This window comes from Vibrio sp. Vb1127 (assembly GCF_033338735.1).
GTDB lineage: Bacteria > Pseudomonadota > Gammaproteobacteria > Enterobacterales > Vibrionaceae > Vibrio > Vibrio alginolyticus.
This window is the reverse complement of the sequence record NZ_JAWOTF010000008.1, coordinates 223740-238182: the sequence shown is the minus strand read 5'-3', so window position 1 is coordinate 238182 and position 14443 is coordinate 223740. Positions and strand designations below refer to the sequence as shown.

At 46.4% G+C, this 14443-nt stretch carries 12 protein-coding genes; 8 read left to right on the top strand and 4 right to left on the bottom strand.

The features are described from left to right. Nucleotides 1-42 precede the first annotated feature (42 nt). From R7H07_RS13685 to R7H07_RS13675, 3 genes are all read left to right on the top strand, one after another. A complete protein-coding gene (locus tag R7H07_RS13685) occupies nucleotides 43-987 on the top strand; it encodes a virulence factor BrkB family protein (protein WP_005379281.1) in 945 nt (314 codons plus the stop codon). Continuing rightward, nucleotides 959-1393: a D-aminoacyl-tRNA deacylase gene (gene dtd, locus R7H07_RS13680; protein ID WP_005379282.1), complete on the top strand. Its 435-nt coding sequence runs from the start codon at nucleotides 959-961 to the stop codon at nucleotides 1391-1393. Before R7H07_RS13685 ends, dtd begins: the two co-directional genes overlap by 29 nt. Nucleotides 1394-1499: 106 nt before the next feature. Next, nucleotides 1500-2417 (top strand): bifunctional GNAT family N-acetyltransferase/hotdog fold thioesterase, encoded by a 918-nt coding sequence (locus R7H07_RS13675; RefSeq protein ID WP_005379283.1) that lies wholly within the window; start codon nucleotides 1500-1502, stop codon nucleotides 2415-2417. Here the strand turns inward: R7H07_RS13675 and R7H07_RS13670 are convergent. The 4 genes from R7H07_RS13670 to hslR form a co-directional block, all read right to left on the bottom strand. Next, nucleotides 2403-4520 (bottom strand): AsmA family protein, encoded by a 2118-nt coding sequence (locus R7H07_RS13670; protein ID WP_206959428.1) that lies wholly within the window; start codon nucleotides 4518-4520, stop codon nucleotides 2403-2405. The genes R7H07_RS13675 and R7H07_RS13670 overlap by 15 nt on opposite strands. A gap of 190 nt (nucleotides 4521-4710) precedes the next feature. After that, nucleotides 4711-6339 (bottom strand): phosphoenolpyruvate carboxykinase (ATP), encoded by a 1629-nt coding sequence (pckA, locus tag R7H07_RS13665; protein WP_005379288.1) that lies wholly within the window; start codon nucleotides 6337-6339, stop codon nucleotides 4711-4713. Nucleotides 6340-6675: 336 nt separating this feature from the next. Continuing rightward, on the bottom strand, nucleotides 6676-7551 hold the full coding sequence (gene hslO, locus R7H07_RS13660) for an Hsp33 family molecular chaperone HslO (protein ID WP_005379290.1): 876 nt from the start codon (nucleotides 7549-7551) through the stop codon (nucleotides 6676-6678). 31 nt (nucleotides 7552-7582) lie between these two features. Next, nucleotides 7583-7969: a ribosome-associated heat shock protein Hsp15 gene (hslR, locus tag R7H07_RS13655; RefSeq protein WP_005379292.1), complete on the bottom strand. Its 387-nt coding sequence runs from the start codon at nucleotides 7967-7969 to the stop codon at nucleotides 7583-7585. Between the two features lie 253 nt (nucleotides 7970-8222). Between hslR and gspC the strand changes: the two genes are divergently transcribed. The 5 genes from gspC to gspG are packed head-to-tail and all read left to right on the top strand — an operon-like array spanning nucleotide 8223 to nucleotide 14426. Next, nucleotides 8223-9149 carry a type II secretion system protein GspC gene (gspC, locus tag R7H07_RS13650; protein ID WP_005379294.1) on the top strand — a complete coding sequence of 309 codons (927 nt, stop codon included), beginning with the start codon at nucleotides 8223-8225 and terminating at the stop codon, nucleotides 9147-9149. 36 nt (nucleotides 9150-9185) lie between these two features. Beyond that, a complete protein-coding gene (gspD, locus tag R7H07_RS13645) occupies nucleotides 9186-11204 on the top strand; it encodes a type II secretion system secretin GspD (RefSeq protein ID WP_005379295.1) in 2019 nt (672 codons plus the stop codon). Then, nucleotides 11204-12706, top strand: a complete 1503-nt coding sequence (gspE, locus tag R7H07_RS13640) for a type II secretion system ATPase GspE (protein WP_033905909.1) — start codon at nucleotides 11204-11206, stop codon at nucleotides 12704-12706. Before gspD ends, gspE begins: the two co-directional genes overlap by 1 nt. After that, entirely contained in the window at nucleotides 12706-13923 is a 1218-nt protein-coding gene (gene gspF / locus R7H07_RS13635; protein WP_033905910.1) for a type II secretion system inner membrane protein GspF, read from the top strand. Before gspE ends, gspF begins: the two co-directional genes overlap by 1 nt. Before the next feature lie 59 nt (nucleotides 13924-13982). After that, on the top strand, nucleotides 13983-14426 hold the full coding sequence (gene gspG, locus R7H07_RS13630) for a type II secretion system major pseudopilin GspG (RefSeq protein ID WP_005379298.1): 444 nt from the start codon (nucleotides 13983-13985) through the stop codon (nucleotides 14424-14426). Nucleotides 14427-14443: the final 17 nt, after the last annotated feature.

Here is a 14443-nt window from a genome sequence, read left to right as displayed (position 1 = left end):
TAAGGCATTCTTATGTCCTCGGCGCTAATTATGGGATGAACTATGAACCAGTTATCAGAGAGTTACAAGGCGAGATTAATCAATCTACTGCCAAGTTGCGTCGCGTTTTTTAAGTATCTTCTTAAGCGATTAACGCATGACCGTGTGAATGTGAACGCGGGCTATCTTGCCTACATTACCTTGTTATCCATCGTGCCAATGCTGACGGTATTGTTATCAATATTGTCGAAATTTCCCGTTTTTGCGAACGTTGGTGAGGTGCTGCAAGGCTACATTATTGAGAATTTTGTGCCAGCTTCTGGAGAAGCTGTACATACGGCATTACAGGAATTTGTGGCGAATACGGGCAAAATGAGCGCGGTTGGCGGTGGGTTTTTATTCATCGCAGCGGTCATGCTGATTTCCAACATTGATAAGAACTTAAACTACATTTGGCGAGTTAAAGACAAGCGCCGTTTAGTCTTTTCATTCTCTATGTATTGGATGGTACTCACGTTAGGGCCGATCATGGTCGGTGCGAGTATTGCGGCGACGTCGTACGTGACTTCGCTGCAAATTTTAGAGAACGAGACATTATCTGGTGCGTTTAATTTATTTCTGCGTTGGCTACCGTTGTTGCTGTCCTTTTTTGCTTTTCTTGGCTTGTATATTCTAGTGCCGAATAAAAAAGTACACCTCGCTCATGGTGCCATGGGGGCAGCAGTCGCCGCGATACTGTTCGAGTTGAGTAAAAAAGGCTTTGCGCTTTACATCACTCAGTTTCCGTCTTATCAGCTCATCTACGGCGCGTTAGCGGCGATTCCTATCTTATTTGTTTGGGTGTATTTATGCTGGATGATCGTGTTATTGGGGGCGGAAGTTACGGCTGCGCTTGGTGAGCGAGAGCACTGGAGTGAAGATTTAGACATGATACACTCGACCGCTGAATCTCAGTTAACAGATGAAGGAAGCGAGAGTAGTGATAGCGCTAATTCAACGAGTCAGTGAAGCAGCCGTCCGCGTGGATGGTGAAGTCGTAGGAGAAATTGATCGTGGTCTGCTGGTCTTATTGGGCGTAGAGAAGGACGACGATGAAGCTAAAGCAAAGCGTTTAATGGAGCGTGTTACAACCTACCGTGTGTTCGAAGATGACGAAGGCAAGATGAACCTGAACGTTAAACAGGTGGAAGGTAAAGTGCTGGTGGTTTCTCAATTTACGCTGCCTGCGGATACAAAAAAAGGCACGCGAGCTGGCTTTTCTCGCGGTGCGCATCCTGTTGATGCAGAGCGCTTGTATGATTACTTTTCTGACTTGTGTGAAGAAGTCTTACCCACACAGCGTGGCCGCTTCGCTGCCGATATGAAAGTGTCCTTGGTGAATGACGGTCCTGTGACGTTTTGGTTGCAGGTCTAATCTGGTAACACAGGCGCCATAGTCTAAGCTTTAACTCCAAGCTCATGGAATTGGCTTGGAGTAATTTTTCCGACACTGATTAGTGTTGTGCTTTCAAAGGATTGATATGTTCAAACTCATTACTCCCAAAACCGATAATCAGATAAACAAGTATTATCAGTTTCGCTGGCAACTGCTTCGTGAGCCATGGCGTATGCCGATCGGCTCAGAGCGCGATGAATACGACGAAATGAGTCATCACCGCATGATTGTTGATGGTCGAGGTCGTCCTATGGCGATTGGCCGTTTATACATTACGCCGGACAATGATGGCCAGATCCGCTATATGGCGGTTAAAAATAATCGCCGTAGCAAAGGGATGGGTTCGCTGGTTTTGGTTGCACTAGAGTCGTTAGCACGCCAGGAAGGAGCGAAACGCTTGGTGTGTAATGCCCGTGAAGATGCCATCGCCTTTTATGAAAAAAATGGCTTTGAGCGTCGAGGTGAGCTGACCGATGAGCGTGGCCCTGTGCGCCATCAGCAAATGGTGAAGCAACTGGATCCGATGGCCAATGTGTTACGTCGCCCTGAATGGTGTACTGAGCTTCAACAGCGCTGGGAGCAACAAATCCCAATTAGCGACAAAATGGGGATCAAGATTAACCAGTACACGGGTTACCAGTTTGAATGCTGTGCGCAGCTTAATCCTAACCTTAATCCGCATAACACCATGTTCGCTGGGTCAGCTTTTACCTTAGCAACCCTGACAGGGTGGGGGATGACGTGGCTGCTGCTTAAAGAGCGTGGGCTGCACGGTGATATTGTGTTGGCCGACAGCTCGATTCGCTATCGTCAACCAGTCGAACAAAACCCCGTGGCGAGTACTTCGTTGGATGGGATCAGTGGTGACCTAGACCGATTGGAGTCGGGACGCAAAGCACGCATCGTTATTCACGTAGTGATTTATAGTGGTGACACGCCAGCTGTTGATTTTGTCGGTACCTATATGCTGATACCGAACTACTCGCAGTTACTCAGTTGCTGATGGGGTAAGCGCCGACTGATCTGCTGGGCGCTTATCTGTTTCACCTTCTTGCTCTGTCGGTGAGAGGGTTTGTTCTGCTGCGGAATTCGTGTCGGGTACTTCATCTTCTTCGATAACTTCTTCGTAAAGCTCTTCCTCTTGAGTCTCCAAATTGATGTTATCAATTACGATTGGCTGCTCGATGGAAGGTTCATTTTTCTGTGGAGTCTCAATATCAGTAGGCTCGGCCAGTTTTGATGCGTTCACGCACTCATTACGGTGGGTTTCGCCACTTAGTAGATCGCCTTCAATGTTTCCGCACGACTCTTCCAATTGATAAGTAATGCCACTTAGCGGGTTGTTGGCCATATCAAATGTTCCCCAAACCTTACCACTTATGGCTTTTCCTGAGATGGTGACCGGCTTTATGGCAACTTCCCCTCGTTGCGCGCTTAAACGCAGTGGACTTAAGGTAATGGCTTTGAGCGAATGATCCGCTTGGGACTTCAAGCGGGTATCTCGGAGATTGGCTTCCACTTCACCCGATAAGCTGTAGGCCAGCATGTTGCGATCACCTGATAACCCTTGTAGATCGAGGCTGAGATCGGAAAAACCATCAATAGCCAGTGTGTCGGGTAAAAAATAATCGTGGAAGAGCGATAAGGGAATACCATCAGCATTGACGTTGAGCGCCCAAGGTTGGCTCGGGGTACTCAAATCTATTTGTCCGATGCCTTCTACGTAGCCTTGCTCGAGTGGCGCAAAAAGGCGAGTCAATTGCCAAAAGCCATCTTTGCTTTGCATGGCAAGTGCTGCGTGAGATGTGAGTATTTGGTCATAGCTGGCGTTGACAACGCTGACTTCCAATTCGCCTTGCCAAAGGCCCCAACGTTGAGCAGACTGTTTAATATCAAGCTGTTGCCCTTCGATATTTAAACCGGAAAGTTGCCAATAAGGTTCGTGAGATAGCTGGATAATTTGGCTGCGCTCAATGTCGAGTCGTTCGATTGCAACATGCTCTAACTCGCTGGTGGCGGCGTGCCACCAATTTAGGTTGTCTTCTGGCTGTGTTGCCCACTTGAGGCCTTGAATAGAGGCTTCTTTGAGCTTCCATTGTGTTGGCGTGAACAATCCAGAAACTTGCACTCGACCTTGCTGCCAATCTAAGCTGAGCTCGTTGAGCTGGATTACTCCTGGCTCGATAGCGGCACTCAAACGTGGCTCTATTGCGGTTTGCTGCTGGAATCGAACGCTATCCGCCTGCAATGACACTTGAGCTTTTGTCTTCCAGAGAGACAGTGGCAGCGTGGCGTTTTCCACAGAAAGATCCAAGTTCTGCCAGTGCCAGTCGCCCCATTCAATATCGGCGTTAAGCAAATCTAAGCTATTAATATGATTAATGCTAAATGGTAGATCGTGCCAAGGTTTTGCAAGCAGTGATTGGCGCTGCGTATTACTCAGTTTCAGCTTGTTGATGGTCACATTTACTAAAGACCAGCCTTGAGGATACTGCTCCCCTTGCCCAGATATTTGACTGTTACGCCAGTTAAAAGAGGTGCCATAAAGCGTACTGTCTTGCGGTTTGTAGTCTATATCGACTAAGACTTGATTAAAGGCTTCGCCATTCCAATAGAGTTGGTCAGCTGCAAGTTGAACTTCGCCATATGGTATTAAATGACCATTCCATTGTGGTGATTGAATTTGAAGGTCAATGCCATTGGCAGAGAACTGCTCGTCGGCGTAATCAATATTTTTGAGCGCGATTTGATGGAATAAAACGTTGTCTAAAGGTGGGAGCTTTGGTGCGCCATACTGCAAGCTCATACCATCAATCAATAAACTATCAACGATCCATTTACCATCGCGATAAACATCGGGATTCATCCATAAATCGACTTGCTCGATGTAAGACGCATCGTCTCCGCTGGTGTTCACGCGTTGTAAAGTTAGGTGATAGGGAAAGCCATAACGCACGCTTCCGGCCCGGAAGGGAAGAGAAAAGGTGTTTGACAGCAAGCGCCAGGTTGCGTCCGCGTAAGATGTTGTTAGCAGCGCAATCGTAGCGGCTGGAATGGCAACTAAGATAACCAGTAACAGAAGTAGAACTCGACGCGCTGTTTTCATCTTTGCTAGAACCTACGTGTGTTATGAAATAAAACTAGATAGGCTTTAGCTTGTATCAATATTCTGTGGTATTCAATAAAAAGCCCCTCAAAAGAGGGGCTTGAAGCAATTTTTGTAACTTGGCCTACGTAAAGGTGATAAGTTAATGCCAACTTTTCACTGCGTTTACGCGACGTCGCTGTTACTCGATTTAATCAATCTGAGGACCAGCCGCAACCAGGGATTTACCTTCAGCGTTGTCTGTGTACTTATCAAAGTTATTGATAAAGCGCGCTGCTAAATCTTTCGCTTTGCTTTCCCACTGAAGTGGGTCAACGTACGTGTCGCGAGGGTCTAGAATGCTAGGATCCACACCTGGTAGTGACGTTGGTACTTCAAGGTTGAAGATTGGAATGTGCTTAGTTGGTGCTTCTTCAATCGAACCATCAAGAATGGCATCAATAATTCCGCGTGTATCTTGAATAGAGATACGTTTGCCAGTGCCGTTCCAACCTGTGTTCACTAGGTAAGCCTCAGCGCCTGCTGCTTCCATGCGTTTAACCAGTACTTCTGCGTATTTAGTTGGGTGAAGCGTTAGGAACGCCGCGCCGAAACAAGCAGAGAAAGTTGGTGTTGGCTCAGTAATACCGCGCTCTGTTCCCGCTAGTTTGGCGGTAAAGCCAGACAGGAAGTGGTACTTAGTTTGCTCAGGTGTCAATTTAGATACTGGAGGCAGTACGCCAAATGCATCGGCTGATAGGAAGATCACTTTATTCGCGTGACCGCCTTTTGATACTGGCTTAACGATATTATCGATATGGTAGATAGGGTAAGAAACACGTGTGTTTTCTGTTTTCGAACCATCATCAAAGTCGATAGAGCCATCGCCACGTACTGTTACGTTTTCTAGCAGTGCATCACGACGAATTGCGTTGTAGATGTCCGGCTCCGCTTCTTTCGAAAGTTTGATGGTTTTTGCGTAACAACCACCTTCGAAGTTGAAGACACCGTCATCATCCCAGCCGTGCTCATCATCACCAATTAGCGCACGTTTAGGATCAGTCGACAGGGTCGTTTTACCCGTACCAGATAGACCGAAGAATACCGCTACATCGCCATCTTTGCCCATGTTAGCGCTACAGTGCATTGATGCGATGTCTTTTAGTGGAAGGAAGTAGTTCATCATGGCGAACATACCTTTCTTCATTTCACCGCCGTACCAAGTACCACCGATAAGTTGCATGCGCTCGGTTAGGTTAAATACGGTGAAGTTTTCTGAGTTCAGGCCTTGCTCTTCCCATTTTGGATTAGTGCATTTTGCGCCATTCATTACTACGAAGTCTGGTTCAAATGTCGCTAACTCTTCTTCTGTCGGGCGAATAAACATGTTTTTAACGAAGTGCGCTTGCCATGCGACTTCTGTGATAACACGAATGCTCAAACGTGTATCTGGGTTTGCACCACAGTAACCGTCAACAACAAACAAGCGTTTGTTAGAAAGCTGGTTTGTGACCAGTTCTTTTAGCTCGTCCCACACTTCAGGAGTGATTGGCTTGTTATCATTTTTCACTTGATCAGACGTCCACCACATATGTTCTTCTGTCGTAGCGTCTTTGACGATGTATTTATCTTTTGGTGAGCGACCAGTAAAGATGCCAGTGTCAACGGCAACCGCACCTAGTTCAGTAACCACGCCGCGCTCATAACCGGTTAGGTCTTCACGCGTTTCTTCCTCAAACAACATTTCGTAGCTTGGGTTGCGAATAACCTCTTTTACGTTATGCAGTCCGTGCTTGGTTAGATCAAGTGTTGCAGCCTTAGTATGTTCCATAACGGTCATAGGTGCTCCTTATAAGGATTTTGTAGGGATTTTGTAAGAATGTTTTAATTTTAATCTGCTCACCATGCTAGCAACGGGGCGGGGAGAAAACAGGGAGATAGCTCAAAATTTACCCATGATTTCAATAAGGTTTTAGGTAACCCGTCACATATTGGTGGGAATAGTCTATCGTGCACGCAATCCTTTGCGCTAGGGCAAAATCATTATTAATTGTTTAAAATTAAGCAGTTGTTTTATTACGCTTGAGGCTAGTTATTACGAGGGGTTGATCACAAAAAGGCCAGCATTAAGCTGGCCTTTTGTAGGGTAAATTACGTGCTTGATAAGCTATGTAAATTAATGCAGGGTTTTCTTGTCCGTAGAAGCTTGTGCATACAGTTCAGTGACTTCAGATTCGTCGAACGTATAAGTTGTGCCACAGTAATCACAATGTAAAGAAACTGATCCAACTTCTGCCAAAATGTCATAAATTTCAGCTTTCTCAACGGTGATGATTGCGGCACCGCTACGCTCACGAGAACAGCCACAATGGAACTCGACAGGTTGCGGCTCGTACAGACGTACTTTGTCTTGGTTATATAGTCGATACAATAACTCGTTCGCTTCTAAACCAAACAATTCTTCATCTTTTACTGTGTCAGTGAGCTGCTCTAGATGTTCGAAATCATCTGGAGAGCCAGTGCCGTCAGGGATCACTTGAATCAACATACCTGCTGCGTGTGCTTTGCCTTCATGCTCACCAGTGCGGATCCATAGGCGCGTTTTTAACTGCTCTGAGTTTGCAAAGTAGCCTTCTAGCACTTCTGCTAAAGTGTCACCTTCTAGTCCAACGACGCCTTGGTAACGCTCGCCGTTTTTCGGTTCGATGGTGATCACAAGGTAGCCCTTACCCATTAGATCGTGAATGTTTGCGTCATCGGCAACATCGCCTTCCCAGCGAGCTACGCCACGAACACGTTGGTTATGGTCACCGTTGATAACGGCAAGAGACACAGGACCGTCGCCTTGTAGCTGGATGGTGATCGAACCTTCGAACTTAAGAGTGGCAGTTAAAAGAGTAGTTGAAACGAGTAGCTCACCCAGCAGTTTCTCTATTGCTGCCGGATATTCCTTGCTGGAGATAACACGTTGGTACGCTTCATCCAATTGTACCAACTCGCCACGTACTGAAAGATCTTCGAATAGGTAGCGGTTTAAAACATTATTTGCCATGGAGTGCTTTCCTCGTTGGTAATTCCGGCTTTTATTGGTGTTTGAACTTAATGATGTCTCGGCGCTGCTTTTTATCTGGGCGGCGTTCCGGACTTGGGTTGTGGGCATTAAGCTTACGTTGAGTCGCGTGTTCCTCACGTTTCGCGATACTCTCATTGGTTTCGCGATATAAGGTTTGTGCGATGGGAGCGCCTCGGCGTTGATCTGAGATTTGTTCGATGATCACGATTTTTTCTTCGTTGCCTTGACGAAGTCTGACTTCAGCGCCCACTTCAACGATTTTACTCGGCTTGCTTCGTTGGCCATTATAGTGGACTTTACCGCCATCGACCATGTTACGTGCGATGGAGCGGGTTTTGTAAAATCTTGCGGCCCATAGCCATTTATCTAGCCTAACGGCTTCATTTAGGGAACTCATAGAACACTACGCTATCTAATCACTGCCCGAATAAGGCAATGAGTGATGGATTATTCACCTACAGATGGAGTCAAGGCGTATTTTTTTCAAGGGAGTTGGCAAAAACTGCATAAGAAAAAGGTATGAAAGACAACTTGTGATATAGTTCACTGCTCTTTGTTGAGTAATAATTTTATTGCAAATTTAGCAATTTAAAGTCGATAGCTATCGTTATAGCTTAAATGACGGACGTTAGAATAAAGGAATCCATTCAGTGAAACGTTTAGAGCTAAGTGCAGGATTATCAAGCAGACCGCTACTGGCTCAGATCAAGTCCAATCATTATACCATTCAAGCCAAACTTAGCTTGTTGCTTACCTGTCTGTTTATTGCGATAACCGGATGGATACTTGGCAAAATTGTGTGGTTAGCCATACCTCAATCGTCGGAAGTGCCGCAATGGCGTCCATCGGCGAGTAGCGTTGCTGCGAGCAATAAAGGCGACGCGATAGATTTTAATGCCCTTCAGAATGCCAACCTATTCGGTAAATACACTGAGCAAAAAGCGGCGGTTGTAGAACAGCCTATTGTTAAAGACGCCCCTAAGACGCGCCTTAACCTTACGCTGGTCGGTGCGGTTGCAAGTAGTGATGCCAACACCAGCCTTGCTGTTATTGCTAACCGAGGTAAGCAAGCTACGTACGGTTTGGGTGAAGAAATCGAAGGGACACGTGCGACACTAAAAGCGGTATTGGTGGATCGCGTCATCATTGATAACCAAGGTCGAGACGAGACCTTAATGATGGAAGGTATAGAATATAAGAAGCTATCTGAATCGCCGCAGGTAGCTAGGGCGCAAGCTCAGCGAGCAGAAGCAGCGACGTCTGACGTTGGAGAGAAATTAGAGCAAATCCGCGAGGAAATTGCGAAAGATCCACAAAGCGTTTTTAAATACATCACCATTTCACCCGTCAAAAAAGACGGAGACATTGTTGGTTATCGAGTATCACCTGGTCGTGATGCCGCATTATTTAATGATGTAGGGCTACAACCTGGCGATATTGCGGTTCAACTGAACGGGATCGATTTAAGTGACCCGTCTTCTTCAGTACAACTGATGCAAGTGATGAGCGATCCGCAAGAATTAAATTTAACTGTTGAGCGAGACGGCCAACAGTACGATATCTATATCCAATTGTAAGACTTAGGCAACCGGCGTAAGTTCAGGGAGACATACGTGAAACATTGGTTCAGCAAAAGTGCTTGGCTACTAGCAGGAAGTTTACTCTGCGTACCAGGTGCAATGGCAAACGAATTTAGTGCGAGCTTTAAAGGCACTGATATTCAAGAATTCATCAACATAGTTGGTCGTAACCTCGAAAAGACCATCATTGTTGATCCTTCAGTACGCGGTAAAATCGATGTCCGCAGCTATGACGTTCTTAACGAAGAGCAATACTACAGCTTTTTCCTTAATGTCCTTGAAGTATACGGTTACGCAGTCGTAGAAATGGACAATGGGGTACTTAAGGTTATCAAAGCAAAAGACTCAAAAACCTCAGCAATCCCTGTGTTAGGTGATGGCAGCGCGCAAGGCGATAGTGTTATCACTCGAGTTGTCGCGGTGCGTAATGTGTCGGTTCGAGAGTTGTCTCCTCTACTTCGTCAGCTGATTGATAACGCCGGTGCCGGTAACGTGGTTCATTATGATCCAGCGAATATTATCTTGATCACAGGTCGTGCGGCAGTAGTGAATCGCTTAGCAGAGATCATCAAGCGTGTTGACCAAGCCGGTGATAAAGAAATTGAATTGGTAGAGCTGCGTAATGCATCTGCTGCTGAAATGGTACGCATTGTTGAAGCACTGAATAAAAGTGCGAATCAGAAAAGCACGCCAGAGTTCCTTGAACCTAAAATTGTGGCCGATGAACGTACTAACGCGATTTTAATTTCTGGTGATCCAAAAGTAAGAGCCCGCTTGAAACGTTTGATTCGTCAACTTGATGTTGAAATGGCGACAAAAGGTAACAACCGAGTTGTGTACCTGAAAAATGCGAAAGCTGAAGATTTGGTGGATGTATTGAAAGGTGTTTCCGATAACCTGCAAGCTGAAAAACAAGCCGGTCAGAAAACATCAGGTGCATCGCGTGGTGAGGTCGTCATTGCTGCTCACGCTGCAACTAACTCGTTAGTTTTAACAGCGCCACCAGATATTATGATGGCATTACAAGACGTCATTTCTCAACTCGATATTCGTCGTGCTCAGGTTCTTATTGAAGCGTTAATTGTCGAAATGTCTGAAGGTGATGGTATTAACCTAGGTGTTCAGTGGGGTTCATTAGAAACGGGTGCTGTAATTCAGTACGGTAACTCAGGAGCCCCGATTGGTCAGGTGATGGTTGGGCTAGAAGAAGCAAAAGATCAAACCCGAACTGAATACTATACCAACTCTAATGGCGAACGAACGCCATATGATGTTACTGAATCAGGTGACTACTCTACGCTAGCGTCAGCACTTAGCGGAGTAAATGGTGCGGCAATGAGTATTGTCATGGGTGACTGGACAGCGCTAATTAGTGCTGTTGCTTCTGACTCCAACTCAAACATTCTATCTTCTCCGAGTATTACCGTAATGGATAATGGCGAAGCATCATTTATTGTGGGTGAAGAGGTTCCGGTTATTACGGGCTCTACGGCTGGCTCAAACAACGACAACCCATTCCAAACGGTTGACCGTAAAGAAGTCGGTATCAAACTCAAAGTAGTGCCACAAATTAACGAAGGTGACTCTGTACAGTTAAACATTGAACAAGAAGTTTCCAACGTATTAGGCGCAAACGGTGCGGTTGACGTTCGCTTTGCTAAACGACAGTTAAACACCTCTGTCATGATCCAAGATGGTCAGATGTTGGTTCTTGGTGGTTTGGTCGATGAACGCGCACTTGAAAGTGAGTCTAAAGTGCCGCTATTGGGTGACATTCCGGTACTGGGTCACCTGTTCAAGTCAACTAGCACGCAAACAGAAAAACGTAACTTGATGGTGTTCATCAAGCCGACGATTATTCGCGATGGTGTGACGGCTGACGGTATTACGCAGCGTAAATACAACTTTATTCGCGCAGAACAGCTTTATAAAGCGGATCAAGGGTTGAAGTTGATGGCAGACGAGAAGATCCCGGTTATGCCTGCCTTTGGCCAGGAGCGTCAGCACCCAACAGAGATTCAAGCGTTTATTGATCAAATGGAAAACAACTAATGGTTGATATGTTAGACACAGCGCCAAGTATGCGTCGTCTGCCATTCAGTTTTGCCAACCGCTTTAAACTGGTGCTGGAGACAGAGCATCCTGAGCGTCCACCTATTCTTTACTATGTCGAGCCGCTTAACCCTGCGGCTCTGGTTGAAGTCCGTCGTGTATTAAAGAAAAGCTTCGTACCGCAACCTATCGATAAAGAAGCCTTTGATAAAAAGCTGACTGAAGCATATCAACGCGACTCGTCTGAAGCGCGTCAGTTGATGGAAGATATTGGTGCTGATAGCGATGATTTCTTCTCTTTGGCTGAAGAACTGCCGCACGATGAAGACTTATTAGAATCGGAAGACGATGCGCCAATCATCAAATTGATCAACGCCATGTTGGGCGAAGCGATCAAAGAAGGTGCGTCGGATATTCATATTGAGACGTTCGAGAAAACCCTTTCGATTCGTTTCCGTGTCGATGGCGTATTGCGTGAAGTCCTGACTCCAAGCCGTAAGCTAGCGCCTTTGCTAGTTTCTCGTGTGAAGGTTATGGCTAAACTAGATATCGCAGAAAAGCGTGTGCCTCAAGATGGCCGTATTTCGTTGCGTATCGGTGGTCGTGCGGTGGACGTGCGTGTATCTACGATGCCGTCCTCACATGGTGAGCGCGTGGTAATGCGTTTGTTGGATAAAAACGCGACTCGTCTTGATTTACATAGTTTGGGCATGACACCTTCAGTGCATGACAACTTCCGTCACTTGATTGGCCGCCCTCACGGTATCATCTTGGTGACGGGCCCGACAGGTTCTGGTAAATCAACCACCTTGTATGCTGGCTTGCAAGAGATCAATAGCAACGAGCGCAACATTCTAACGGTTGAAGACCCGATCGAATTTGATATTGATGGCATCGGTCAAACTCAGGTGAACCCAAAGGTCGATATGACGTTTGCGCGCGGCTTGCGTGCCATTCTGCGTCAGGACCCGGATGTGGTGATGGTCGGTGAGATCCGTGACTTAGAAACCGCACAAATTGCAGTGCAAGCGTCCTTAACGGGTCACTTGGTAATGTCTACTCTCCACACCAACACCGCAGTGGGTGCGATTACGCGTCTACGTGATATGGGTATTGAGCCATTCCTTATTTCTTCTTCGTTATTAGGGGTGCTAGCGCAGCGCTTAGTTCGAACGCTTTGTCCAAGCTGTAAAGAGTCGTATGAAGCCGATGCGGAACAGAAAAAACTGTTTGGTATGGAAGCGCATGAACCGTTAGAACTGCACCGAGCAAAAGGCTGTGAAGCGTGTAACCAAAAAGGCTACCGAGGTCGAACAGGTATCCACGAGCTCATTATGGTTGATGAGCAAGTGCAAGAGTTGATTCATCGAGAGTCTGGTGAACAAGAAATTGAGAGAGCCGTTCGCGCCCATACGCCAAGTATTCGCAGTGATGGTTTAAGCAAAGTACGTCGTGGTATTACGTCACTTGAAGAAGTGATGCGAGTGACGAAGGAAACCTAATGGCGGCATTTGAGTACAAAGCGCTAGATGCAAAAGGCAAGCATAAAAAAGGCACGATAGAAGGGGACAACGCCCGACAAGTGCGCCAGCGACTCAAAGAGCAAGGGATGATCCCGATTGAAGTGGTCGAGACGAAAGCTAAATCGGCTAAGTCTTCAGGTTCAGTCAGCTTTAAGCGCGGCATCTCGACATCTGAGCTGGCACTCATCACACGGCAATTGTCTACGCTAGTCCAATCAGGAATGCCTTTGGAAGAGTGTTTGCGTGCGGTCTCTGAGCAGGCTGAAAAGCCGAGGATTCGTTCTATGTTGGCTGCGGTTCGCTCGAAAGTAACTGAGGGTTATCCGCTTGCCGACAGTTTTGCCGATTACCCACACGTGTTTGATGAACTGTACCGCTCCATGGTTGCGGCGGGTGAAAAATCAGGTCACCTCGATACCGTATTAGAGCGTTTGGCAGACTATGTCGAAAACCGCCAAAAGATGCGATCTAAATTGCTTCAAGCCATGATTTATCCTGTAGTTTTGGTGGTATTCGCGGTTGTCATCGTTTCGTTCTTATTGGCGACAGTGGTTCCTAAAATCATTGAACCCATCATTCAGATGGGCCAAGAGTTACCTCAATCGACGCAATTTTTACTGGCAGCCAGTGAGTTTGTGCAAGATTGGGGGCTGATTATTTTCGTTGTGCTGGTGGTGCTTTTCTATGGCCTCAAACTGGCGTTGCAAAAGCCAGACTTTCGCTTAGCTTGGGACAGAAAAATCTTGAGCTTACCGCTAATAGGTAAGATCTCTCGAGGTTTGAATACCGCACGATTCGCGCGAACGCTTTCGATCTGTACTTCCAGTGCGATTCCAATTCTAGAGGGTATGCGCGTTGCGGTAGATGTTATGTCTAATCGTTATGTGAAGCAGCAAGTGTTGCTTGCAGCGGATAACGTTCGAGAGGGCGCTAGTTTGCGTAAGGCGTTGGACCAAACCCGCTTGTTTCCACCAATGATGCTACACATGATCGCCAGTGGTGAGCAAAGTGGTGAATTAGAGAGCATGTTGACGCGGGCAGCCGATAACCAAGATCAAAACTTTGAATCAACAGTCAATATTGCTCTGGGTGTGTTTACTCCTGCGCTGATTGCATTAATGGCTGGATTAGTGTTGTTCATTGTGATGGCGACCTTGATGCCAATGTTAGAAATGAATAACTTGATGAGCGGATAATTTCGAATTAAGACGTGTCTACTAACGGCATGGCTTTAATCTAACTTTCGGAGAAAAAAATGAAGTTTAAGCGTAGTAAACAACAGGGTTTTACACTTTTAGAAGTGATGGTTGTTGTGGTTATCCTAGGTATTTTGGCAAGTTTTGTTGTTCCAAACCTATTGGGTAACAAAGAGAAGGCTGACCAACAAAAAGCGATTACGGACATTGTCGCGTTGGAAAATGCCTTAGATATGTACAAGTTGGATAACAGCGTTTACCCAACAACGGACCAAGGTCTAGAAGCATTGGTTAGTAAGCCATCTAACCCAGAGCCACGCAACTACCGTGATGGTGGTTACATCAAACGTCTTCCTAATGACCCTTGGGGCAACCAGTACCAATACTTAAGCCCAGGTGATAACGGTACAATCGATATCTTCACTCTAGGCGCAGATGGCCAAGAGGGTGGAGAAGGCCCAGCTGCAGATATTGGCAACTGGAACATGCAAGACTTCCAATAATTGAGCCTAAGCCAGCA

What these genes read in the sequence shown, in the direction of transcription:
- R7H07_RS13685 (WP_005379281.1), top strand. Translation starts at nt 43, where the DNA reads ATGAACCAGTTATCAGAGAGTTACAAGGCGAGATTAATCAATCTACTG.
- R7H07_RS13675 (WP_005379283.1), top strand. Translation starts at nt 1,500, where the DNA reads ATGTTCAAACTCATTACTCCCAAAACCGATAATCAGATAAACAAGTAT.
- R7H07_RS13670 (WP_206959428.1), bottom strand. Translation starts at nt 4,520, where the DNA reads ATGAAAACAGCGCGTCGAGTTCTACTTCTGTTACTGGTTATCTTAGTT.
- pckA (WP_005379288.1), bottom strand. Translation starts at nt 6,339, where the DNA reads ATGACCGTTATGGAACATACTAAGGCTGCAACACTTGATCTAACCAAG.
- hslO (WP_005379290.1), bottom strand. Translation starts at nt 7,551, where the DNA reads ATGGCAAATAATGTTTTAAACCGCTACCTATTCGAAGATCTTTCAGTA.
- hslR (WP_005379292.1), bottom strand. Translation starts at nt 7,969, where the DNA reads ATGAGTTCCCTAAATGAAGCCGTTAGGCTAGATAAATGGCTATGGGCC.
- gspE (WP_033905909.1), top strand. Translation starts at nt 11,204, where the DNA reads ATGGTTGATATGTTAGACACAGCGCCAAGTATGCGTCGTCTGCCATTC.
- gspF (WP_033905910.1), top strand. Translation starts at nt 12,706, where the DNA reads ATGGCGGCATTTGAGTACAAAGCGCTAGATGCAAAAGGCAAGCATAAA.
- gspG (WP_005379298.1), top strand. Translation starts at nt 13,983, where the DNA reads ATGAAGTTTAAGCGTAGTAAACAACAGGGTTTTACACTTTTAGAAGTG.